Source organism: Porcincola intestinalis, from assembly GCF_009696445.1.
In the GTDB taxonomy this organism is placed as follows: Bacteria; Bacillota; Clostridia; order Lachnospirales; family Lachnospiraceae; genus Porcincola; species Porcincola intestinalis.
Genome location: NZ_VULZ01000009.1, coordinates 51,671 through 74,838, shown reverse-complemented (window position 1 = coordinate 74,838; position 23,168 = coordinate 51,671). Strand labels below are relative to the sequence as shown.

Below are 23,168 nucleotides of genomic sequence, written 5' to 3'. Positions count from 1 at the left end.
CTGTATGCTACCTTACAGACAGATGCGGGAGGACAGCGACGTGGCTGCAGATTATAATGAGATTTTCAGACTACTGACAAGCGGCAAACCGGATAATATTCAGAAGCTTGTGGATGAAACCCACCCTGCCGACGTCCTGCAGGCTGTCCAGGATATCGGCGACGAGGATTACCGGTATCTGCTCGTGCTCCCGGATGACTATCTGGCGGATGTCATCGATGAAGCGGAAGATGATGACAAGTATGAAATCCTGAAGGTCATCGATCCGGGCCGGATCGGCTCTGTCCTGAACAGGATGTCCGTCGACGAGATCGCCGACCTGATCCGGGAGCTGGAGGATGACAACAAGGACGCTGTCGTCAAGTCCCTCCTTCGCGGACGTACGAAGACCGACGTCACGAAGCTTCTGAAATACGACGAGGAAACTGCCGGCGGTATCATGACCACGCAGTTCATCGCCATCTATGCGTCGAATACCGTGATGCGCGCGCTGAACTACCTCAAGACAGAAGTCAACGCCGAGACATCCTGGTACCTGTACGTGGTGGACAAGGTCACCTATAAGCTGATGGGCGTTGTCTCCCTGCGCGACCTCGTCATGGCGCCCTTCGACACCCTGATCTCAGACATCATGAACGACAACGTGATTTCCGTACGGACCGACCTGGACCAGGAGGCCGTGGCCCGGCTCTTCACCAAGTACGGATACGCTGCACTGCCGGTTGTCGATGAGAACGGAAGGATGGTCGGTATCGTCACCGTCGATGACGTCATCGATGTCATCAACGAGGAGGCAACCGAGGATATCCACCGGATGGGCGGAATCGACAAGGAGGAGAAGATCGACGGCTCCGTGAAGGACGCGGTCCGCTCCAGACTTCCCTGGCTTGTCGTCAATCTTGCCACCGCGATCCTGGCCTCCAGCGTCATCGCAAAGTTCAACGGAACCATCTCCCAGATTGTTGCTCTTTCCGCCGTCATGACGATCATATCCGGCATGGGCGGCAACGCCGGGACCCAGTCCCTCACCATTGTCGTCCGTGCCCTGTCGCTGAATGAGATTGAAAAGGAAAATGGTCTTCGAATCCTTGGCAAAGAGATTGTGACCGGTCTGATCAATGGCCTCGTGATCGGAGCTCTGGTTTCCATCATCGCCCTGTTCTACGATTTCAACCCCTGGTTCGGTCTTATTTCCGGCGTGGCGATGATTCTGAACATGCTCGCCGCTGCGCTGGCAGGCTACCTCATTCCGATCATCCTCGAAAAAGTCCATGTTGATCCTGCCATCGCATCATCTGTCTTTGTAACAACCGTGACCGACTGCCTTGGTTTCTTCTTCCTGCTCGGCCTTGCAACCATCGCGATGCCGCACCTTCGATAACAGCCTCCTGCTTCAGGTTTTCCAGGCGTTTTGCCTGCGGCGGGCAGCCGTCACAGGCGATAAGATTATCATCCCTTGACAGCTCCGGCAACCATGCCCTTGATGATTTCCCTGCTGAAGGCAAAATAGAGGATGACGACCGGTGCCATCGTGATGAGCATCGCTGCCATCTGCTTCGGATAGTCGGATGCAAACTGTCCCTTGAACTGTGTCAGTGCCAGCGGCACAGTCTGCAGGGATACATCCTTGATCAAAACGAGTGCAAATGAGAATTCGTTCCAGCAGCCGAAGATCTGGATGATCGCGACCGTTGTCAGGATTGGCTTGCAGATCGGGAATATGATATGCCACAGCGTATAGGAGAACGAGCTTCCATCGATTGCGGCGGCTTCCTCCAGTGCCACCGGAATCGTCCGCACAAAACCTTCCACCAGGAAAATACCCATCGGCAGCCCGAATGCGATGTACGGGAACAGCAATGTATACCACTGGTTGGACATCCCGCAGCGGCGAAACACGACATAAATCGGTACCAGCAGCGAGTGAATCGGGATCAGCATCCCCATCAGGAACATCACGTAAAGCGCCCGGTTCATTTTAAAACGCACGCGCGCCAGAATATAGCCGACAATAAAGCTGAACAGCACAATCGCCACGATCGAAATTCCTGTCGTCCGAACGCTGTTCCACATAGATTCAGCGAGATGATAGTCTTTGTTTGTCAGGATCCTGATGTAATTGATCAGCGTCGGATTCTTCGGAAGACCGATGATATCTGCGTTAAACACCTTTTTTTCCTTCAGGGAGGAATAGAGCATCCAGATGATCGGGAAGATGCAGGACGCTGAGAAAATGATCAGAACCAGATTGATCAGAACGGCACAGACTCCATGCTGCACCCGCTTTCCTGGCGTGACAGCTGACTTTGCTTTTTTTCCGGATTCTATCATTGTCTCAATCCCCCATATTCCTTGTCGCCCGTTTGATCGCCCACTGTGACCCGCCAATTACAAGCAGAGACAGAACAAAGATTGCGACAGATATACAGCTTCCGTATCCCATGTTGGATTGCTGGAAGGATACTTTGTAGCCCCACATTGCCATAACCATGGACGATGTACCAGGCCCGCCGGACGTCATCACATAGATGTTATCGAAGGCCTTCATATTTCCTGCGATGCAGAGCGTGATGCACACCAGCATGGTGTTGCGGATGAGCGGCAGGACAATGTAAACAGACTTCTGAAATCCGTTGGCTCCGTCAATCTCTGCACTCTCGAGGACATCTGTGTTGATTGATGCGATCGCCGACAGGATGATGACCATGTAGTATCCGATATACTGCCAGATCAGCGGGATTGTGACATAGAGCATGACATGTTTGGAGTCGTTCAGCCATACCTGCTGAAGATCCGGGCGCCCGATGATTCTGAGAAACCAGTTGATCAGACCAAACTTGTAATGGTAGACCATGCTCCAGATCAGACCGATGCAGACCGCTGAGATCGTGCTTGGAAAGAAGCCGAATGTTCTGTGGATTCCCTTCAGTCTTGCCATTCTGGAGTTGACAAACATGACCATGATGAAGGCGATTCCGATCTGCCCGATGATGCAGGCGACAACCAGGTAGATATTGTGGCCGAATGCCTGCCAGAATACACCGTCCCGAAACAGCTGCTGATAATTGGCAAGTCCGGTGAACTGTTTGGACGGGCCGCCCTTCCATTCAAAGAAACTGTACACAAGTGCTGTGACAAGCGGCACAAATACCGTAAAGACAAAGAGCGCTACCGGGACACTCAGGTACAGCATGACTGTCCTGCGCCTTGGTTTGATGGTCGTCAGCATGATCGTTCCCCCATATATATGGAAACAGCCGTTCCACCCGCTTTGGCGGGCGGAACGGCCCTCAGTCTCAACTAGTGTCCTGCGGATGCTCCTGCGGCTTCAGCCGGTCAGGAAGCTTCCGTCTCAGTCTGTGAAGAAGAGAGATAATTCTCCTCATATGCCTTCTGGACATCCTCGGCAACCTGCTGCGGCTCCATCTCGCCATTCATCATGGACTGAAGCTCCTGGTTGCAGACGCCCCACACTGCACTGTTGATGTAAGAATCATAGATCTCGCACGGTGTTGTGTCGACATAGCTGTAATTGTAGAAGTCCTGGGTAACCTGGTCGAAAGCAGAGAGGTCAACATCTGCAACCTGTGTCAGTCCGCCAAGTGCGTACTTGGATGCCACATAAGAGGCAAAGGCCGGTCCGGTCAGCTCCTGTGCAAGGTCAATGCATGCCGCAAGCTTATCCTTGTCATCAGCAACCTTCGGGTTGATGGCAACTGCATATCCAAGACCAATGTTCTGGGAATTCGGGTCCTCCGTTGCATCTGCCGGCTGCGGAAGAACTGCAAAGCCGATATTGTTGTACTTATCCTTATCCGAATCCAGAAGCGTTGTAGCGATGTAAGACTCATCCCAGTTTCCGCCGATGAACGCTGCTGCGTCGCCGCTGATATAGTATTCGCGGGCATCCTCGTTCGTCACAGAGTTGAAATCCTCGTTAAAGATCTTCGTCTCCGTGAACAGATGCTTCATCTCGGTAAGAGCCGCGACAAACTTGTCATCCGTGAACTTGGATCCACTGCCGTCAATCAGGCTCTGGAACCATTCCTTTCCGGTATAACGATCCCCAAGTGTGCTCAGGAAATCGGAGTTTGCCTGCCACTGTCCGCCATTGCCGAATGCAATTGTCGTAACACCCTTGCCATTGAAGTAATCGGAAGCCTTCTCAACATCATCCCAGGTCTCCGGGAACTTATCGAATCCAGCTTCCTTCCACATTGCCTTGTCGTAAATGACAACCGTGCACGTTCCACCGGTCAGCACCGGGAAGCCGTAGATCTTGTCGCCGTCCTTGAACGGTGTGAAATAATCCTGCTTATAATCCTTATAATATGGAGAAGCCTTGATAATATCAGTCAAATCCATGACCTGTCCCTGGGCTGCCCACTGCTTGGTATTCATTCCCTGGAGAAGGAAGACATCCGGAAGATCGCCCGCCGCCGCAAGCGTTGCAACCTGTGTCTTATACTCTGCATTCGCCAGGACATTCTCCTCAACACTGATGTCAGGATGAGCATCTTCCCACGCTGCCAGTGTCGTGCGGAATCCATCTGATCCGCCATTCGCCTGCGACTCTTCAGATGTTGAGAAATGCATGATGTCGAGGCTTCCCTTGTATGCAAGGTCGTTCTTTGCCACTTCCACGACGCCGCTTCCTGCGCCCTCTGTCGATGCCTCCGTCGATTCCGCATACGCCGGCACTCCCATTGCCGCAACCATGGCTGCCGACAAAACAACGCTCAAAGCTCTTTTTTTCATCAGATTCCCTCCTTGTTGAATAAGTTGATTGCGTAAGCTGTTAGAAGTTCATGAATTATTGTGTTTACTTAATCGTTTTCGTTTAAAACATATCACAATTGTTTCCTGTTATCAAGCGATTTGAAATCATTATTTTGCAATATCACCATTTTCATCATGTTTACTAATTAACGTTCATCAATTTTGTGCATTAATTGTTCTCGTTTTCGTTAGCTTTACGAAATTATCGAAAGCGTCGTACCTATTCACGTACCTATTCAGAATCCAAAAAAGACTGCATTCCTGCAGCCTCCCCTTCTGTTCCCCACTTTGGAGTGCAAACTGGGGTCAAAAATTCACGCCATCCGGTAAAATTATAGTTTACAGTCATTCATTCCTGTGGTATGATAGAAAAGTCGATTAATTCAGAAGAATATTTTTCTCTTGCGGCCATAGTTCATTGGTAGAACATCAGCTTCCCAAGCTGAGGAGGCGGGTCCGATTCCCGTTGGCCGCTTTTCTTGTACAGGAATCCGCCTGCAGCGGATTCCTGTTTTATTACTTTTCATTCTTCATTCCACCGCATGCAGGTGTTCTGCCCCCTGACTGTGCAGGCGGGGCAATCCATCCGGAGCATCGGGCAAAGCCAGCACGATCAATTCGATTCCAGCTTTTCCTTTTCTGCCTTCGCAATTGCGCGGATCCGGCGGTCCTGTTCTCTGTACTTCTCCCGTTCCATGTCTGCTTGCTTCAGCTCCTCTTTGCAAAGATCCTTCACGATCTCGGAAGCCATGAACAGACCGGCAACGGAGGGTCCGAATGCAATTGACCCCGGAATGTCTCTTCTGTCCGTGCACTTATGCACCGTCCCCGGCGGACAGATACAGTGAGTACGGCAGCTGATGCTCATATCCTCAAGCGGTCTGACCGGCTTTTCAGTGGAGTAGACAACCTTCAGTTTCCTGACCCCTCTCTTTTTCAGCTCATGGCGCATCACCTTCGCAAGCGGGCACATCTCTGTCTTGTAGATGTCAGCAATCCGGAACGAAGTCGGATCCAGATGGTTCCCGGCTCCCATACAGCTGATGACCGGGATCCCCTCTCTCTTCGCCCTCGTGATGATTTCAAGCTTCGCTGTCACTGTGTCAACACAGTCTGCTGCATAATCAAACTCCTGAAAATCCAGCTGATCTGCGTTTTCCGGCAGATAGAAGCTCTTGACAATCCGGATATCCGCTCTCGGCTCGATATCCAGCATCCGGTCCCGCATGACTTCCGCCTTGTACTTGCCGACCGTACTTCTCAGCGCATGGATCTGCCTGTTCAGGTTTGTCAGGCATACCCTGTCATCGTCAATGAGCACAAAGTGTTTTACCCCTGTGCGGACAAGGGCCTCGCAGACATAGCCACCGACGCCTCCGATCCCAAAGACCGCAACCGTAGCCTTCTCCAGTCTGTCCATCGCTTCCTTTCCAATCAGAAGCTGTGTTCTTGAATATTGATTCAGCATAAATTTGTTTCGTCCATTTCTCTAGATTTCGGATCCTGTTTCAGCCGCCGGATAGTGTAACACATATTTGGTTTTTCTGGACACTTCCCGGCAAACACATTATAGTAAAGAATGTTGCAAGCAGAAATCGGCAATATTATGAAACAGGTTTTACATACATATGAATATTTACTACATTGATTATGAAAACGTAAACAGCTTCGGACTCAAGGGTGCACAGCTTCTCGGGGCTGACAGTAAGATCTACATCCTCTACAGCAAAAAGGCCGACAATGTCAAGATCGACGTTCTCACTGAGCTGATGAAGTCAAAGGCAGAGATCCATTTTCTTCCTGTACATGTCGGAACACCAAACGCACTGGATTTCCAGTTGATTACGCTGCTTTTCCTTGGCTACCAGAACGAAAATCACTACTATATCATCAGTAAGGACAGCGGTTACGACTGCTGTATCCGTACCGCGCAGGAGTGCGGTGCACCGAATGTGCGTCGCTTCAAGGATATCGAGTCCTCCCTTGTCAGACAGACGCCCACGCAGGGCAGTTCCCCGCAGGATGTCTCCGAGGTCAGATCAGTTTCCCTGCCTCAGCCGGCATCGGATGCCGCTTCAACGGCAGAGTCCGCTGAAGATGCCGTGAACGGCACAGACGAAGCACTGGCAGATGGATGTTCTCCTGCTGAGACTGTCTCATTCGCCATCCTTCCGGAAGAAATCGCCTTCACCGATCCTGGCCAGCCTGTTCCCTCTGAAAACAGCCTGGATAGTTCCGGCCAAATAACTTCCTCCAACGAAATATCATCCCGCCATTCGAGAAGAAAGAGACGTTCAAGAAAGTCCTCCGCCTCCCGTGCTCAGAAGGGACAGGAGGAAAGGCCGGAGAAAGTGACAGCCGATTCTGAGCCTTTCGCAGACAGCTCTGCTGATCGAAGGCTCCCCCCTGTTCAAAGCAGCCCCAAAGCCGAACAGCCGTCCCCGAAGATCCACGACAGCTTCCAGCCCGGTTCGCAATCCCGTCCGGAGCAGGAGCCCGAAACGCTGTCTGAGAATGTACAGATCATCCCGGATTCTGTCAGACAAGCTGAACCCACAGTCAATGCTGAGTCCCCGGAGAATAAGAAACCTGCTCAACGCCCAGAGCACCCTGCCCCGGTACAGGTGCCTGTGAAAGCTGGACGCTCAGAAAAGGCACAGTCGGCGGCACATGAGGAGCATTCAGCTCAGCCAGAATCCGCTTCTCAGGAAGGCGGCCCATCGCAGGCAGGTTCATGCCGCTACCCTTCCTCCAGAATTACAGAGGTTCTGAACAGAAAGTGCAGCTTCTCTCCCGATGAAAAACAGCTCTCCATCATCCGCGATGTTCTGATGAAAGCCAGGAATAAACAGCAGTTTTACACGCTCATCGTCCGCAAATGCGGTCAGAAGAATGGCCTTGCATTGTATCATACAATCCGCTGTGCCTATAATGATCTGCTGTCAATCGAAGGCTGAGGGCATTACACCAGAAGTCTTGTCCGTTCCTCCTGCCGGGGCCCGTCTTCTACAGGCTCCGGTCTGGACGTGTAAATAGCGGTGATAATCGCAGTCCCGGTATCCGCCGCACAGAAGATGCGGAACCTACATGTCTTTTCAAGCAGCAGCTTTTCCACCGGCTGTCCGTGTTCATCCTGGATGATGCATGACTTTGTCCTGGATAAAAGCAGAATGCTGTCTTTTCTGGCACACATCTTCACCTTCGTCAGCTCAGTTCCCTCCAAATATGTATCCTTAATAATCTCTGAGAGCTTTACGCCTTGTCTGTATTCCCGGAGACACACCTGGTTCATTGCCGGCACCCCGAATACCTTCTGCTGCTCCATCACAACATAGTAGCGGAGATATCCGGACAGGTAACGTGCCTGTGCCTGGAACAGAAGAATCCCGCCTGCAGTGATCAGCAGTCCGATCATAGCCGCGGCCATCCAGACAGCCTGCGTACTGCCGACCAGTGCCTGCACATCTGCGGCAATTTCGACTTCTGACGACTTTCCTCCGCGCTCTGCTGAAACACGGATGATCGATGCTCCATTTTCAAGCCCGCGGATGATCAACCGTGTTCCATCCACCTGCACACGGACGGACCGCCCATCCATCACCTGTGCCGTAACCGCAGCCGGTACCTGGTTCCGGCGATTCTGCGCCTTCAGGCTGAACAATGCCTCAAGGTCAATGGATGCCCTGCAGGCCTGTGGAATCAGTCCGCCGAGTCTGACAGGCCCTGAGATGCTCCCGATAATTGCCGGCGCTCCTTCTGTCTCCGTTTCATCTGCCTGGCCGTCCTTCTCTGTATACCGAGGGTCCGCCTCTGTCATCAGAAAAGCTGCAGGCTCCGTTTCAGCCTCTGTCTCGACTTCTGTTACCAGCTCTGGCGAAGGTACGGTTTCCCTGGCCTGTGTGCTCAAAGTCAGCAGGATACCGCTCAGGTACGATACATCCTCCGCCCGGATAAAGCTCCCGCCCGTCCGGTCCGCAAGGTACCCCAGCAGATTCTCATCAATTGCTCCACTGCTTCCAAGGCCGATGGTATCGAACCGGATTCCCATTTCCCTGGCCTCCTCCGCTGCTGTCAGGGCCATTGTCAGAGAAGCCTTCTCAGCGGCCTCCTCGTTCTGCTCATGCGGCAGATCAATCATCCCGTCCGTCACGAGGATAACCCGTCTGTCCTGTCCTGAAGCATCTTCCTGCAGAATGGATACAGCTCTCCTGGCCGCACGCCCGATATCGGTATCCCCCCGTGTGTAGGACAGCGCCTGAATAAAGGAACACGCACCGTCCACCTGGCTGCCCGTCACCCCCGACAGAGGGTATTCCGTGCCGATTTGATCTGAAAACGGGATGACGGCAACCTTTCCATTCAGCTCCGAGAGCTTCCGGATGCTGTCCGCAACTGCCCTTTTCAGCTGGTTGTCCGGATCCGTCTCAAACATAGAGCCACTGATGTCCAGTACAAATACGACCTCCAGGACAGCTGCCGGATTCACAGCCTCTCCTGCTTCGGCGGAAACCGCCCCGGTGCCTGCTCCCCGGCCCGAAAGATGCAGAAGGACGGCCACCCCGATGATCACCGGCAGCATAACAGCAATATGACAATATGAAGCACTTCTTCGATGGATACGCCGTTTCATAGAGCACCTCCCTGGCTGGAATATGGTTGTGTGAAGCCACCGGCCCGAAGCAAAGCCCGGCCGCTGTATACAGAATTGAAACATCAGAACCGGATAATGGCAGATCAACGGATTCTCCAAGGAAACAGACAGATTAATTAAATCATGCACTGGAACAGGTTTGATGATTTTCAGATATGAAGATAGAAATTGATTCAGATTCAGAATTGAAGTGTCCTCATTCTACGATGGGAATGGTACATTTGCAAGCGGATTTTCGTTAAATTGTTACATTTTTTCATATCCATTCATACTTTCTTTACAATTGTTTCATCTTATTGTAAGATACACGGAGATATATTGATTGATTCTGTTCATTTCCATGATTTTGATTCCGCATAGCCGACTTGATCGGTGATGAGAGGCTTTCCGGAATCTGTCAAGAAAGGGTTTTCATGATGAAACAGCATTTTGTTACCCGCCGGTCCCATGCAATACGCGCTGCCATGATTTTTCTGGTGGCATGCGCATGTTTCATGTGTCTCTTGACTGTCAACCCGAAACCGGCATACGCGGCCAGCTCCAAAAACGCGCTCCGCACCTCACTCTTAAAAGGGAATCACCTTGCAGGCTGGACGCGGGATGGGGAAGCCGTCTCCTATATCCTGCCGTCCGGAAAGAAGGCTGTCGGATTCCGGAAAATCGGGCGATACTGGTATCACTTCGATAAAAGCGGAACGCTCAGCACGGGATGGTTTACTGTAAAGTCCCGCCGTTACTTCGCCAGGAAAACCGGAACCGTCGGCAAAACATATGGTGTTCTTCGAACCGGCTTCCGGAAGGTGGATGGCGTCTATTACTACTTCAACACAACCGGGAAGAAGGGCGTGGCCGGCAGTCAGAAAACAGGCTGGATTACCATTGGCAAGAACCGCTACTATTATCATCCGGACGGTACGAAAGCCTCCGGTCTGACAACGATCGGCAGGAAGCTTTTCTACTTCTCCGAGACCGGCGCTGTCAAATACCGTGGAAGACTTATAACCGGCTGGAAGACCGTCGATGGTAAAAAATACTATTTCCGTTCTGCCGGCAAGACCGGCACAATCGGAGCTGCATACAGAAATCAGAGAGTAAAAATCAAGAAGAAGTACTACCGCTTCGACGCAGAGGGGGCGCTGATTACCAATACAACGAAAAACGCTTCCACCAATGCGGCGCCGGTCGCCAGTATCGTCTCAAACGAAGTCTTCATTGAGACCATCGGTGCTCTGGCGCATGCGGACATGCAGCAGAGTGGTGTCCTGGCTTCTGTCACGACTGCACAGGCCATTCTTGAGAGTGCCTCCGGCACCTCGGTTCTGGCGATCTACGCCGGCAACCTGTTCGGCATGAAAGCAGCCCTCTCCGGAAACAACTGGGCTTCTGTATGGAGCGGTACAACCTACAAGAAACAGACATTGGAATACTTGAACAATACCTTTATCTCCGTCTATGCGGACTTCCGGAAGTACGAGAACTGGGCGCAGAGTGTCGCGGATCATTCCGCTTACCTGACAGGCGCGCAGAAGTCAAAGGGTGTCCTGCGGTATGCAGGTCTTGCCGGTGAAAAAGATTATAAAAAGGCCGCTTCCATCATCAAGGCTGGCGGTTATGCCACAGACCCTGGCTACGTTGCCAAGCTCTGCAGTATCATCGAGCGCTACAATCTCACGCGTTTTGACTGACTTTTGATCCAGTGAATAACAAAAAGAGGGGATGCGAGTCCGGCTCTTGCCGCCGTACTCGCGTCCCCTCCTCTTTTTCAAACTGGGTCAGTCTCTATATATGTTCCTGTCCTTTGCAGAGACCGGCCCAAAGCCTCTGTCAGACAATACCCTGTGCGTTCATCGCGTCAGCGACCTTGACAAAGCCTGCAATGTTTGCGCCGGTCACATAGTCGCGCTCTCTGCCATATCTCTTTGCTGTCTCGGAGACATTCGCAAAGATATTGTTCATGATGCGGTGAAGCTTCTCATCGACTTCCTCAAAGGTCCAGGAGAGTCTCTCGGAATTCTGGCTCATCTCAAGCGCGGAGGTTGCGACACCGCCGGCGTTGGATGCCTTTCCAGGTGAGAACAGGAGTCCCTTGGACTGGATGAACTGAGTCGCCTCCAGAGTCGTCGGCATGTTTGCGCCCTCAGCAACACAGTAGCAACCGTTTTCAACCAGCATCTTCGCATCATCCAGGTTCAGCTCGTTCTGAGTTGCGCACGGGCAGGCAATGTCGCACTTGACGCTCCAGACACCCTTTCCGACATGGTACTCGGCATTCGGTCTCTTCTCCTTGTACTCGGTCAAACGTGCACGATGCACCTCCTTGACCTCCTTCAGGGTTGTGACATCAATTCCGTCCGGATCGTAGATCCATCCGGTCGAATCAGAGCAGGTGACAACATTCGCGCCAAGCTGCTGAGCCTTCTCGATCGCGTAGATCGCGACATTCCCCGCACCGGAAACTGCGATGGTCTGACCCTTGATATCTCTTCCGTTCTCCTTCAGCATCGCCTCCAGGAAATAGATCAGACCATAGCCTGTCGCCTGCGTTCTTGCAAGGGAGCCGCCGTAGGAAAGTCCCTTTCCGGTCAGAACGCCCTCATAGCGGCCTGTCAGTCTCTTGTACTCTCCGTACAGATAACCGATCTCCCGTCCGCCGACACCGATGTCCCCTGCCGGAACGTCTGTGTCCGCGCCGATATGGCGGTACAGCTCATCCATGAAGCTCTGGCAGAATGCCATGACTTCCCTGTCGGACTTTCCCTTCGGATCAAAGTCGGCGCCGCCCTTGCCGCCCCCGATCGGAAGCCCTGTCAGCGAATTCTTGAAGGTCTGCTCAAAGCCGAGGAACTTCAGCGTTCCAAGCGTGACAGACGGGTGAAAACGAAGTCCTCCCTTGTACGGCCCGATGGCGCTGTTGAACTGGACGCGGTACCCGTTGTTGACCTGAACCTGCCCCTTGTCATCTACCCACGGAACACGGAACATGATGACACGCTCCGGCGTCGTCAGTCTCTCCAGAAGCGCTTCTCTTCTGTATTCCTTCTCATTCTCCTCGATCGCCGGGCGAAGGGTGCTCAGAACCTCCTTCACGGCCTGATGAAACTCCGGCTGCGCCGGATTCTGTGCTACGACACGGTCATAGACTTCGTCTACATATGACATGAATCTGTCCTCCTGAACCTGATAAATTGTCGTAATGCCTCAACGCTCCTATTATAGTCGAAGAAACTGCGGCTTTCAAGCATTTACCGGAAATAATTCCGATGTACCGGCGGTATCTGTTATATTTTTGGAACAATTCTTCAGATTCAAACATTTTCTGCGGTCAGCTGCTTTTTCAGAAATGTTTCAAACCTTGACCTGTCCTCCTCATATTCCTTAAGACCTGTGTCGTAAATCCCCTGCAGCACGCCGGGATCCTTTGTGTAGGTCGAGACATGAATCGGTTCATGCGGTGCAAAGATGAATGCATGCCCCTCCTCCTCCAGCCTCCGTGTCGCTCTGAGCTGGCGGTTATAGCGGATATGCCGCATCTCGATGGAATGGATCAGGTTCGGGTAGTTCCGAAGCACTGTCCGATAGGCAAACCTCATCTTTTCGGGTTCCCTGACGGAATCCTTCGGTCTGCACAGAATGACAATGACTTTGTCGCAGCCTGCCTCCAGCGCATGCTGCACCGGCAGGGAGTTGCTGCATCCGCCGTCACAGTATTTTCTGCCGCGCACCTCAATCGGCCTGCAGACGACCGGAATGGAACAGCTGGCCATGATGGCTGAATAATCAGTCGCAGAGACGTCCTCCTTGGTGAAATAATGTGGTTTTCCGGTTTCCACATCGGTCGCGACCGCCCACCACTCGGCAGGATTTTTGACCATTGCGTCGTAGTCAAGCGGGTCGATGCCTCCCTCTGCCGTATAGTCCTGATAAATACGCCTCAAATTGAAAATGGAGCCGCTGCTCTTCCAGGCCTGAAGGCCAAGGTATTTCGGATCCTGTACGTGGTCGACGAAAAATCTTCTGTTTCTGTCCCGCTGTCCCGCCAGAAAGGAAGCCCCGCACGCACACCCCGCCGACACGCCGATCACATAGTCCGGCTTTACCTGATCATCCATCATGCGGTCCAGAATTGCAGCCGTATACGCGCATTTCATGCCGCCGCCTTCCAGCACCAGTCCTAGTTTCATCGTTCTTCAAGCTCCTTCTTTCCTTATATGGTTTTCAATGTGATGATAGATGATTACAGCGTCCATAAGCCCTCCGCCACGCATGCTTGCATACAAGTTGGTGGCAGGACTGATTGACACACCCTGCATGAGGCATGAAGCGGCGCACAGGCGACACGAGGATGCCGAATGTGGCAGCGTGGTGGGAGTTGCGAAGCAGCGAAACCACGAGTAATCATAAATGAGCGGCAAAAGGTCCTTTTTGTCAGCAGCAACGCCACATGTGCTGTGTTTCCCGCGTCACTTCTTCAGTGCCGCCTCCGCCACATGCAGAGCCAGCACGGATGTCGTGACTGCTCCGACTCCGCGCGGCACCGGCGTAATCATCGATACGACCGGCTCTGCCTCCTCGAAGGCGACATCCCCGCACAGTCTCCCGTCCGGTCCGACATTGATGCCTACATCGATGACAACTTGTCCTTCACGCAAAGACGTTCCTTTTACAACTCCTGCGTGACCGGCTGCAGCGACCAGGATATCTGCTTCCCTTGCAACAGACGGCAGATCGGCTGTCCGCGTATGTGCGATGGTCACGGTCGCATGCCGCTGCAGCAGCATCATTGCGACAGGTCTTCCGATTACAGAGGACCTGCCGACAACCACTGCTCTTTTCCCTTTCGGATCAATCCGGTAATAATCAAGAATCTCCATCACTGCCTGCGCCGTGCAGGGAGGATAACCAAGATTTTTTCCCTGGAAGACCCCGCTGAGCGACAAGTCTGTCATGCCGTCGACATCCTTTGACGGAGTGAGCGCATTCTCAATCCGGGATGCGTTCAGGTGGCCTGGAAGCGGACGGAAAAGAAGAACACCGTGGGCAGCCGGGTCTTCATTGGCCCCATGAATCGCAGCCAGAAGCTCCTCCTCCCCCACATGCTCAGGAAAAGCAGCCGTCCTCACATTGATCCCGAATGAACGGCACCTTTTCACAGCCCCCTTCTCATAGGACAGATCGCTTTCCCTCTCTCCAACCCGGATGATCAGAAGGCCGGGTATGACCCCCTTGTTCTCTGCCTCCTGAACCTTCTCTCTGACCCTGGCTGCAAGAGACTCGTTCACGTCCTTTCCGAGCATCAGCTGTGCCATACGCCGTTGTCCTCCGTTCTGTGCATTCTATTCACTCTGGCTGCCCCCGTGCTTCCCTGTTCATTGGTTCCGCTGAAGAAAGCTGCCGACTGACAGATAGATGCTTTCTGATTCTGCCTGGCATTCAGAAAGGATTTCCTGTGACCGCCGCTCCAGTCCCCCGGCCGTCTCCTGATCCTCCATCAGTCTGGTGTTGACCGTGACATTCAGGGCAGCACAGCGGGCAGCAGCCTCAAGAATGGCCGCTGCGCAGCCGGCATCCGAAACTGCGATCACGGATCCCTTCCCGGCAGCCTCCCTTACAAGCGCCATTGCCTCCCGTGTCTTTTCCAGGATACGGAGCGGCGATTCGGCCGCGCGCCTGAGCGCCTGCTCCATCTCATTCCTGCGGGCAGCCTTCTCCTCCTCTGTCCAGTGCGGAAGACGGTACGCAGCAGCAAGCGGCTTAAATGCCTCTGCATCTTCATCGATGAGGCTCAGAAATTCCTTTCGCAGCCGGCCGGCATCCCGGATCAGCGCATCCATGTCCTCCCGAACCGCTTCATACTTTTTCTTTCCAACCGTCAGTGAAGCAACCATGCTGCTGAGAGCGGCTGCAAGTGCGCCGCAGAGCGCCGCCGCCCCTCCGCCGCCCGGGACAGGCGCATTTCCTGAAAGCTCCCGCGTAAAATCCGCAAGCGTCATCTGCTGCATCTGTTCCACACCCTCTTTCACCATCCTTACCCCCTGATTCCCGGTCTGTCCGGTTCTGCCGGACACCATCTTACCGGAGACCGGCGCGCTGAAGGACCTCCCTCACATCCTCGCTTCTGTCCATCGTATAGAGGTGAATCCCGTCGATCCCCTCCGCAATATACTGCTCAAGAAGCCGGACCGTATAGGCAATTCCTTCCTCGCGGAACGCTTCCCGTGCCCCCGGAATTTCATTTCCCTCCGGGTCTGTATCAAACCAGTTTTGTGTCAGAACAAGCGCCAGGTCGCGCGGAACCGGGCAGGCATTGTGGCTGAAGCACTGATTGATCACCGATTTCTTTGAAATGACCGGCATGATGCCTGCATCAACCGGGATGGTGATTCCTGCCTTTCGGATTGCCTCATGCCAGCGCCGGAACACATCCATGTCAAAGCAAAGCTGCGTGATGATGTAGTCCGCCCCCAGATCCTGCTTCTGACGAAGATGCATAATATCCGCCTCAAGGCTTGAGCACTCCACGTGACCGCCGGGCGTTCCTGCGACTGCAATCTCAAAGGCTGTCCCGAACTCTTTCCGGATGAAAGCGACCAGATCCGTCGCGTGACTGAATTCTCCCCCCGTTCCGCTCTGGCCATACGGGATGTCCCCCCTGAGCGCAAGAATGTGCGTGACGCCCTGATCAAGATATGCCTGGAGCTGTCTTCTCACGCTCTCCTTTGTCTGCCCGATACAGGTCAGATGGGTGACCGGGACCGCAACCTTCTCCACCTCACGAAGAACCTCCCTGTTCTTGCCGACATTGCTGCCGCCGGCTCCATAGGTGCAGGAAATATAATCCGGCTGAAGCTCCCCAAGCCGCCGGATCATACCCGGGAGATTGTTCATCCCCTTCTCCGTCTTCGGCGGATAGACTTCGAAGGAAAGGGTCTGGCGCTTCTTCATCAGGTCACTGAATTTCATAAAGGAAGCCATCGTATTATCTGTCCTTTCATAAAAACAGCCGGAATCACAGACAGGTCTGTCATTCCGGCTGTATGGGCTGCCCCCTCTTTCTGCCGGGCAGGTTTCATTCATCGCGCCGAAAGGTTCCGTTTACGCAAGCATCATGCGGTCATTCGCAAACTGTCCATGCGAGACATCGCTGAATTTCTCGAGCAGGTCTGACACCTGCAGATGCTTTTTCTCCTCACCCGACACTTCGTAGACGATCCGGCCCTCGTTCATCATGATCAGACGGTTCCCCATCCGAATCGCGTCGCGCATATTATGCGTGACCATCAGAGCCGTCAGGCTGTCCCGCTTCACAACCTCGTCCGTCAGGCGCAGGACTTTCTCCGCTGTCTTCGGATCCAGGGCAGCCGTATGCTCATCGAGCAGCAGCAACTTCGGTTTCTTCAGCGTCGCCATCAGCAATGTCAGCGCCTGCCTCTGTCCGCCGGACAGGAGCCCGACCTTCTGTGTCATACGGTCCTCGAGCCCCAGCTCGAGCGTCTTCAGCTGCTCATGGTAGATCTCATGCTCCTGCTTTGTGATGCCCCAGCCGAGTCCTCTTCTGTTTCCGCGTCTGGCTGCAAGCGCCAGGTTTTCATCGATCTGCATGGTAGCCGCTGTTCCATTCATCGGATCCTGGAAGACACGTCCGAGGAATTCCGCTCTTTTGTATTCCGGCAGCCCGGTGATATTCTCTCCATCCACAATGATTGACCCGCCGTCCACCGGCCAGACACCGGCGATTGCGTTCAGGCAGGTACTCTTGCCGGCGCCATTTCCACCAATGACCGTGCAGAAGTCTCCGGGATTCAGCTTAAGCGTCACGCCCAGAAGGGCGGGCTTTTCGTTGATGGTTCCCTTGTTGAATGTTTTCCGGATATGGTTCAGTTCCAGCATCAGCGGTGCGTTCGCCATCTCACTCAGCCCCCTTCTTTGCCGCTTTCGCGAATGAATTTCTCGACTTTGCCTGCAGATACGGCACAGCCAGGAAGATCGCCACCACGATGGCTGTAAACAGCTTCAGATCGTTCGCCGGCATCTTGAGCCAGAGTACGAAGCCGATGACGATATAATAGATCACGCCTCCGATGGCCACAAAGAGCAGGTGTCCCATGAAATTCAGCCTTCTGCCGAAGATGGCTTCGCCAAGTGTCTCACCGATGATCACTGCTGCAAGCCCGACGACGATGGAGCCTCTGCCCATGTTGATATCCGCGAAGCCCTGGTACTGCGCCAGCAGCCCTCCGGCCAGTGCGACGAGCCCATTCGAGAGCGCAAGGGTCAGCACCTTCATGGAACCGACGTTGATTCCCTGGGCCTTCGCCATGTTCGGATTGCAGCCTGTTGCGCGGATGCCTGACCCGATCTCCGTCCCGAAGAACCAGTACATGATGCAGATGATGGCAAAGCAGATGATACCGCCTGAGAGAATCGCCAGCGGAATCTTCCGCATTGTGACAACCAGATGGTATTTGTCAACCGACACAACCTGGTTTGCCTTGCCGCCCATAATCCTCAGGTTGATCGAATACAGGGCAATCTGTGTCAGGATACCGGCCAGGATCTCCGGAATACCAAGCTTTGTGTGGAGCAGCCCCGTTGCAAGCCCTGTGACCATGCCCACCAGAAACGCCAGAAGAAGCGCTGCCCAGGCAGGGACGCCGCCCGTGATCAGCATGACTGCCGTCGCTCCGCCTGTCGTGAAGGAACCGTCAACAGTCAGATCTGCGAAATTCAGCAGCCGGAATGTCATATAAACACCCACCGCCATGATTCCCCAGATAATTCCCTGTGCGATGTTGCCCGGCATGGCGGCAAACAGCCGGAGCGGGCTCAATGCGAGTAAACTCATGGGTTTCTATCCTCCTGCGTCCTGAATCATGTCGGACTGAAATGCTCAGTCCATGCCGCCCTGGTCTTTCTGTCCGGAAAGCGCCTGCGGCTTTGAAAAAGCCGCAGCAGCTGCCCGCACGCGGGGCGCCTCTCTGCGGCCTTTCCCTATACGTCTTAATGAATATACTGTCAAATCCGTGCGAAAGTCAACCCTCCGGGTTCCGCCTGAAGCTCATCAGTCCGGCTGACAAGTCCGCATGGCGGTCCTTACTCTGCCTCGGTTGCAGCCTCGGTCTCCGCCTCTGTCTCGCTCTGAGCGCCGATTGCCACATAATCCGACGGAACCTTGATGCCAAGAGCATCGCAGAGCTCTGCGTTGTACTCCTTCGTCACGTTCGGTGCAAACTGGACCTCCATCGAGGAGATGTCCGCGCCCTTCTTCAGAATCTGGTATGCCATCGAACCGGTTGTCTGTCCGAGTTCCTCGTAGCTGATGGACAGGGTTGCGATCCCGCAGCCCTCGGCGATTCCTTCCTCGCCGCAGATAGCAGGTACCTTCTTGTCAAGCGAGACAGCCTTGATGATGCCTGTATTGGATGCTGCCGTATTATCGGTCGGGATGTAGACTGCATCATTCTCCGTGAAGGCTGTCGTCGCGACAGTCTGAAGATCGTTCGAATCTGCAAAGGTATATGCGGTTACCTTGTAGCCCTCTTTCTCCAGATCCGGCGTGATCGTGTCTGCCTGGTACTTGGAATTCGGTTCTGCGGAGCAGTACAGGATGCCGACATTCTTCGCATCCGGGAGGAGCTCCTTGAACAAAGCAGCCTGCTTGTCAAGCGGAGCCAGGTCGGATGTTCCGGAAATGTTTGTCCCGGTGGTTCCCTTCCAGTCGGAGATGTCAAGCGCCGTCCCGTAATCGGTTACGCTCGTACCAAGGATCGGAATGGATCCGGTCGCCGCCTGTGCCGCCTGAAGTGCAGGCGTTGCATTCGCCATGATCAGATCCACGCCATCCGTCACAAAGGAATTCACAATCGTCGCACAGGTTGCGGAATCTCCTGCCGCGTTCTGCTCATCAAATTCAACTGAGTCCCCGTCAGCTTCAAGTTCCTTCTGAAGTTCCTCTCTGAAGCCCTTCGTCGCTGCATCGAGCGCCGGATGCTGCACCAGCTGGCAGATCCCTACATGATACGTCTCTCCTGCATATACAGGCAGAGCAAGACCTGAAAGTGTCATGGCAGAAACTGAAGCAGCCGCAAGGATCCGTACAACATTCTGATTCATACTTAAAATCCTCCTTCATGAATGGATGTCCCGTTCCCCGGCAAAACCGGACGTCACGGAGATGAAATTCAAGGAGAATTTTAACGCTTTAAAGCGATGAAGTCAACAAATTATCTCTGCCCCTTCTGCACTTCTTCATTCAGGCTTCTGTGGAGATAAACCTTCTTTTCCTCCCCCCGCATCAGTCTTCTGAGGTTGGAGCGGTGCTGCCAGAAGCAGAGCCCCGTCAGGACAGCTGCCAGGACATCCGTCTCGATGACATACGGGACAGTCATATGGAACCGGCCGATGGCTCCCAGAACCAGAACCTGGAGAAAGAAGAAGCTGTAGGCGGACAGGGAGCAGACAGATACAAGATGGAGCGGAAAAAACAGGGCGAAAAAGACCACAATGCAAAGGATTCCCGCAAGCGGAGAAATTGCTGCAATCACCCCTGCCGTCGTCGCTACCCCCTTCCCGCCTTTGAAGTGAAGGTAAAAGGGGAAGTCGTGTCCGAGTACGGCGCCGACACCGGCATACATCTTCAGAAGCACAAGCATCTGGGGCGCTCTGTGTGCAAAGACAGCCTGCACGATCAGCACTGCACAGACCGCCTTCATAAAATCACCGATCAGCGTCAGAAGCGCATCCTTTGCCCCCTTTGTCCGAAGCATATTGGTCGTGCCGGCATTCCCGCTTCCCTCTTTCCGGATGTCAAACCCCTGGATCTTTCCAATCACGATTGCTGTCTGAAACAGCCCGAATCCATATCCGATCAAAAGGCTGATCAGCCTGTACCACACTTCCATCTCTTGTTCCTTCCGAAGCCGTTACTGATCCTTCTGCTTCTTCTCCCGCACCAGAATCCGGATGGCCGTTCCTTTAAAGCCGAAGGTCTCGCGGATCTGGTTCTCGATATATCTCATATAAGAGAAATGCGCGAGCTTTTTGTCATTCACAAAGAGGACAAAGGTCGGCGGTGCCACAGAGACCTGTGTCATATAGTAGCAGCGCAGCCGTTTTCCCTTGTCTGTCGGCGGCTGCTGCATGGCGGTCGCCTCCGATAGAATCTCGTTGAGCACGCCTGTCGCCACGCGTCTCTTGCTGCTGTCCAGAACCGTGTCAATCTCATCATAAAGTTTCTGAATTCTCTGCCCTGTCTTTGCGGAGATAAACATGATGTCCGCATACGGCATGAAGGAAAGGGTGTTCCGGATCCGATCCGTGAACTTTTTCACGGAGCTGTTGTCCTTCTCGATGGCATCCCACTTGTTGACTGCCACAATAATCCCCTTGCCCCGCTCATGGGCGATCCCGGCGATCTTGGCGTCCTGTTCCGTCACGCCTTCCTTTGCATCAATTACGAGGACCGCGATATCCGCACGCTCAACCGCCGTCACGGCCCGCACAATCATATAGTGCTCAAGGTCTTCCTTAATCTTGTTCTTGCGGCGAAGGCCTGCTGTATCAATGAATACATATTCTCTTCCATTGTGCTTCACGACAGCATCCACCGCGTCCCGGGTAGTTCCCGCAATATCGGACACGATCAGCCGATTCTCGCCGAGCAGCGCGTTGATCAGCGAAGACTTCCCGACATTCGGCTTTCCGACAATGGCGACCTTGGGCCGGTCATCCTCCATCTCGTCAGGCTGTGCCTGCGGAAGATCCTTCAGCACCTCGTCAAGCAGATCACCGATTCCCGTCCGGTTCGCCGCGGAAATCGGATGCGGATCGCCGATTCCAAGATTGTAGAACTCGTAGACGCCCGCCTCATCCTTGACAAAATTGTCAACCTTGTTGACAACCAGCAGAACACTCTTATGGCTTCGGCGCAGCATATCTGCGACCTTCGCGTCCGCATCGACCAGTCCCTGATGGAAATCCGTCAGGAACAGGATGACATCGGCCGTGTCGATCGCAATCTGGGCCTGCTCCCGCATCTGGGAAAGAATGATATCCTTTGCATCCGGCTCTATCCCGCCGGTATCAATCAATGTAAAACTTCTCCCGGACCACTCGACATCTGCGTAGATGCGGTCTCTGGTTACACCGGGCGTATCTTCAATAATCGCGATTCTTGAGCCTGCCAGCACGTTAAAAAGCGTGGATTTTCCGACATTCGGCCTTCCGACAATCGCAACAATCGGTTTGCTCATTGTTCCTGATCTCCAATCACTGCATGGACAAAATCTTGTCCGGTCGATTTTACAATACGCACCTTGATTTGTAAAGTTTGCTCAAGTTCCTGAACTGTCACATCATCGAGAAAGACCTGTTCCCCCGCCCGGAACATATTGACCGGGAGGAGCAGCTCCTCCCCTAGTTCCTGCCCCCGGAGCTGCTTTTTCAGGTCACTCCCTGTAATGAGCCCTGACACCGTGATCATCTCCCCAAAGAAATCATTGCGGATCGGGATGACCCGGCAGGAAATGTTCGGAAACTTCCCCTGAATCTCCTTCACGAGTTTTGCAAGGTAGGGTGCCGCCAGCTTTCCGGTCGCGATTGCTGCCTTCCGGTGTCTCCCATCCCCATTCAGCTGCGCTAGGCTTGCTCTTGTCTCCTCAATCAGAAGACGGACCATCCCGACTCCATTTTCAAGCTGCTGGTATCCATCGTAGTTATCCTCCGGCGGAAGCGGCCGATCCGCCAGAATGTACCACTCATCGCTGGCATGTACAAGATGCGTACCATACTTCTGAAAATAATAATTCTGCCATCTTTCGATCTGGTCAATGACGGCTGCTGCATCCTCTTTTTTGAAAGGTTCAAGCTGAACCTGATGGTTTTCGTCCCGGAACTTCGTCATGCCGACCGGGACGACAGAGACACTCTCCAGCTCCGGCAGAAGCTGTTCAAAGGTTTTCAGCGAGTGTTCCAGATCCTCTCCGTCGTTCCACCCCTTGCAAAGGACAATCTGTCCATTCAGGCGGATGCCGGCTTTCTTCAGCCGCATGACCTTCGGCATAATATCCCCTGCGAAGCGGTTATGCAGCATCTTTTTGCGAAGCTCGGGATTCATCGTGTGGAAGGAGATGTTGATCGGCTCCAGATGGTACAGAATAATGCGGTCGATGTCATGATCCGACATGTTGGTCATCGTGATATAGTTGCCCTGCAGAAAGGACAGTCTTGCATCATCGTCATGAAAGTACAGGGTATCCCGCATTCCCTTCGGCATCTGGTTGACAAAACAGAAGATACAGTGGTTCCTGCAGGACCTGTATTCGCTCATCAGGCCTCCGCCGAACCCAATCCCCAGATCTTCATCCGGATCTTTTTCGATCTCAAGCTCCCATTCCTCTCCATCCGGCTTGCGGATCACGACAAGGAGCTTTTCATCATCGCAAAGATACCGATAGTCGAAAATATCCTCAACCTTTTTCCCATTCACAGAGACGAGAACGTCTCCGGGCTCAATATCCAGCTCTTCCGCGATGCTTCCGGCATCAACCGATTCTATTTTATGAAGGTATTCCATCTTATTCCCTTCCGGTGTCATTTCCGTAAAAAATAAAGTACTTCATTCTTTTCCACTTCATGCCGCATATGGGACGTGTCAATCAGTCCTGCCACTCCATGCCGCATGTGGGACGTGTCAATAAGTCCTGCCGCCTCTCCATGCAGGCATGCGAGGTGGCTGGCTTTT

General features: G+C 53.4%; 19 protein-coding genes and 1 tRNA gene. 4 read left to right on the top strand and 16 right to left on the bottom strand.

Annotated features, from left to right (window positions below; translation table 11 throughout):
- The first annotated feature begins 40 nt into the window (after positions 1-40).
- A complete protein-coding gene (gene mgtE / locus FYJ35_RS09215; protein WP_321058974.1) occupies positions 41-1,381 on the top strand; it encodes a magnesium transporter in 1,341 nt (446 codons plus the stop codon).
- A gap of 68 nt (positions 1,382-1,449) precedes the next feature.
- Here mgtE and FYJ35_RS09210 read toward each other — a convergent pair whose 3' ends face one another.
- The 3 genes from FYJ35_RS09210 to FYJ35_RS09200 all read right to left on the bottom strand — a co-directional run bounded on the left by FYJ35_RS09210 (position 1,450) and on the right by FYJ35_RS09200 (position 4,758).
- A complete protein-coding gene (locus FYJ35_RS09210; protein ID WP_154525787.1) occupies positions 1,450-2,331 on the bottom strand; it encodes a carbohydrate ABC transporter permease in 882 nt (293 codons plus the stop codon).
- Positions 2,332-2,335: 4 nt separating this feature from the next.
- Positions 2,336-3,229, bottom strand: a complete 894-nt coding sequence (locus FYJ35_RS09205; RefSeq protein ID WP_154525785.1) for a carbohydrate ABC transporter permease — start codon at positions 3,227-3,229, stop codon at positions 2,336-2,338.
- A 107-nt stretch (positions 3,230-3,336) separates the two neighbouring features.
- Positions 3,337-4,758: an ABC transporter substrate-binding protein gene (locus FYJ35_RS09200; protein WP_154525783.1), complete on the bottom strand. Its 1,422-nt coding sequence runs from the start codon at positions 4,756-4,758 to the stop codon at positions 3,337-3,339.
- Between the two features lie 425 nt (positions 4,759-5,183).
- Here FYJ35_RS09200 and FYJ35_RS09195 point away from each other — a divergent pair.
- Positions 5,184-5,254 (top strand) — tRNA-Gly (locus tag FYJ35_RS09195).
- A 138-nt stretch (positions 5,255-5,392) separates the two neighbouring features.
- Here the strand turns inward: FYJ35_RS09195 and FYJ35_RS09190 are convergent.
- The gene (locus FYJ35_RS09190) at positions 5,393-6,247 is read right to left on the bottom strand and encodes a tRNA threonylcarbamoyladenosine dehydratase (protein WP_154525781.1); all 855 of its coding nucleotides are present in this window, start codon (positions 6,245-6,247) and stop codon (positions 5,393-5,395) included.
- Between the two features lie 160 nt (positions 6,248-6,407).
- Here FYJ35_RS09190 and FYJ35_RS09185 point away from each other — a divergent pair, with 160 nt between their 5' ends.
- Positions 6,408-7,736, top strand: a complete 1,329-nt coding sequence (locus FYJ35_RS09185) for a PIN domain-containing protein (protein WP_154525779.1) — start codon at positions 6,408-6,410, stop codon at positions 7,734-7,736.
- A gap of 5 nt (positions 7,737-7,741) precedes the next feature.
- On the opposite strand, the gene FYJ35_RS09180 is transcribed toward FYJ35_RS09185, so the two are convergent.
- Complete coding sequence (locus tag FYJ35_RS09180) at positions 7,742-9,409, bottom strand: vWA domain-containing protein (protein WP_205839789.1); 1,668 nt, start codon at positions 9,407-9,409, stop codon at positions 7,742-7,744.
- 515 nt (positions 9,410-9,924) lie between these two features.
- Here FYJ35_RS09180 and FYJ35_RS09175 point away from each other — a divergent pair.
- Positions 9,925-11,115 carry a glucosaminidase domain-containing protein gene (locus FYJ35_RS09175; RefSeq protein WP_205839788.1) on the top strand — a complete coding sequence of 397 codons (1,191 nt, stop codon included), beginning with the start codon at positions 9,925-9,927 and terminating at the stop codon, positions 11,113-11,115.
- 139 nt (positions 11,116-11,254) lie between these two features.
- On the opposite strand, the gene gdhA is transcribed toward FYJ35_RS09175, so the two are convergent.
- The 11 genes from gdhA to FYJ35_RS09120 form a co-directional block, all read right to left on the bottom strand.
- Positions 11,255-12,589, bottom strand: a complete 1,335-nt coding sequence (gene gdhA, locus FYJ35_RS09170; protein WP_154525773.1) for an NADP-specific glutamate dehydrogenase — start codon at positions 12,587-12,589, stop codon at positions 11,255-11,257.
- A 146-nt stretch (positions 12,590-12,735) separates the two neighbouring features.
- Complete coding sequence (locus tag FYJ35_RS09165; RefSeq protein WP_154525771.1) at positions 12,736-13,611, bottom strand: patatin-like phospholipase family protein; 876 nt, start codon at positions 13,609-13,611, stop codon at positions 12,736-12,738.
- 279 nt (positions 13,612-13,890) lie between these two features.
- A complete protein-coding gene (locus tag FYJ35_RS09160) occupies positions 13,891-14,736 on the bottom strand; it encodes a bifunctional 5,10-methylenetetrahydrofolate dehydrogenase/5,10-methenyltetrahydrofolate cyclohydrolase (RefSeq protein ID WP_154525769.1) in 846 nt (281 codons plus the stop codon).
- A gap of 60 nt (positions 14,737-14,796) precedes the next feature.
- Complete coding sequence (locus tag FYJ35_RS09155) at positions 14,797-15,453, bottom strand: cyclodeaminase/cyclohydrolase family protein (protein WP_235906491.1); 657 nt, start codon at positions 15,451-15,453, stop codon at positions 14,797-14,799.
- A 46-nt stretch (positions 15,454-15,499) separates the two neighbouring features.
- Complete coding sequence (locus FYJ35_RS09150) at positions 15,500-16,390, bottom strand: methylenetetrahydrofolate reductase (protein ID WP_154525767.1); 891 nt, start codon at positions 16,388-16,390, stop codon at positions 15,500-15,502.
- A 132-nt stretch (positions 16,391-16,522) separates the two neighbouring features.
- Positions 16,523-17,317, bottom strand: coding sequence for an ABC transporter ATP-binding protein (locus FYJ35_RS09145; protein WP_154525906.1), 795 nt, complete (start codon positions 17,315-17,317; stop codon positions 16,523-16,525).
- Between the two features lie 19 nt (positions 17,318-17,336).
- The gene (locus FYJ35_RS09140) at positions 17,337-18,272 is read right to left on the bottom strand and encodes an ABC transporter permease (RefSeq protein WP_154525765.1); all 936 of its coding nucleotides are present in this window, start codon (positions 18,270-18,272) and stop codon (positions 17,337-17,339) included.
- A gap of 248 nt (positions 18,273-18,520) precedes the next feature.
- Positions 18,521-19,540: an ABC transporter substrate-binding protein gene (locus tag FYJ35_RS09135; protein WP_154525763.1), complete on the bottom strand. Its 1,020-nt coding sequence runs from the start codon at positions 19,538-19,540 to the stop codon at positions 18,521-18,523.
- A gap of 110 nt (positions 19,541-19,650) precedes the next feature.
- Positions 19,651-20,328, bottom strand: coding sequence for a glycerol-3-phosphate 1-O-acyltransferase PlsY (gene plsY / locus FYJ35_RS09130; protein WP_154525761.1), 678 nt, complete (start codon positions 20,326-20,328; stop codon positions 19,651-19,653).
- A 21-nt stretch (positions 20,329-20,349) separates the two neighbouring features.
- Positions 20,350-21,678, bottom strand: coding sequence for a ribosome biogenesis GTPase Der (gene der, locus FYJ35_RS09125; protein WP_154525759.1), 1,329 nt, complete (start codon positions 21,676-21,678; stop codon positions 20,350-20,352).
- Positions 21,675-23,000 (bottom strand): DUF512 domain-containing protein, encoded by a 1,326-nt coding sequence (locus FYJ35_RS09120; protein ID WP_235906490.1) that lies wholly within the window; start codon positions 22,998-23,000, stop codon positions 21,675-21,677. The genes der and FYJ35_RS09120 overlap by 4 nt, the downstream gene beginning before the upstream one ends.
- Positions 23,001-23,168 lie beyond the last annotated feature (168 nt).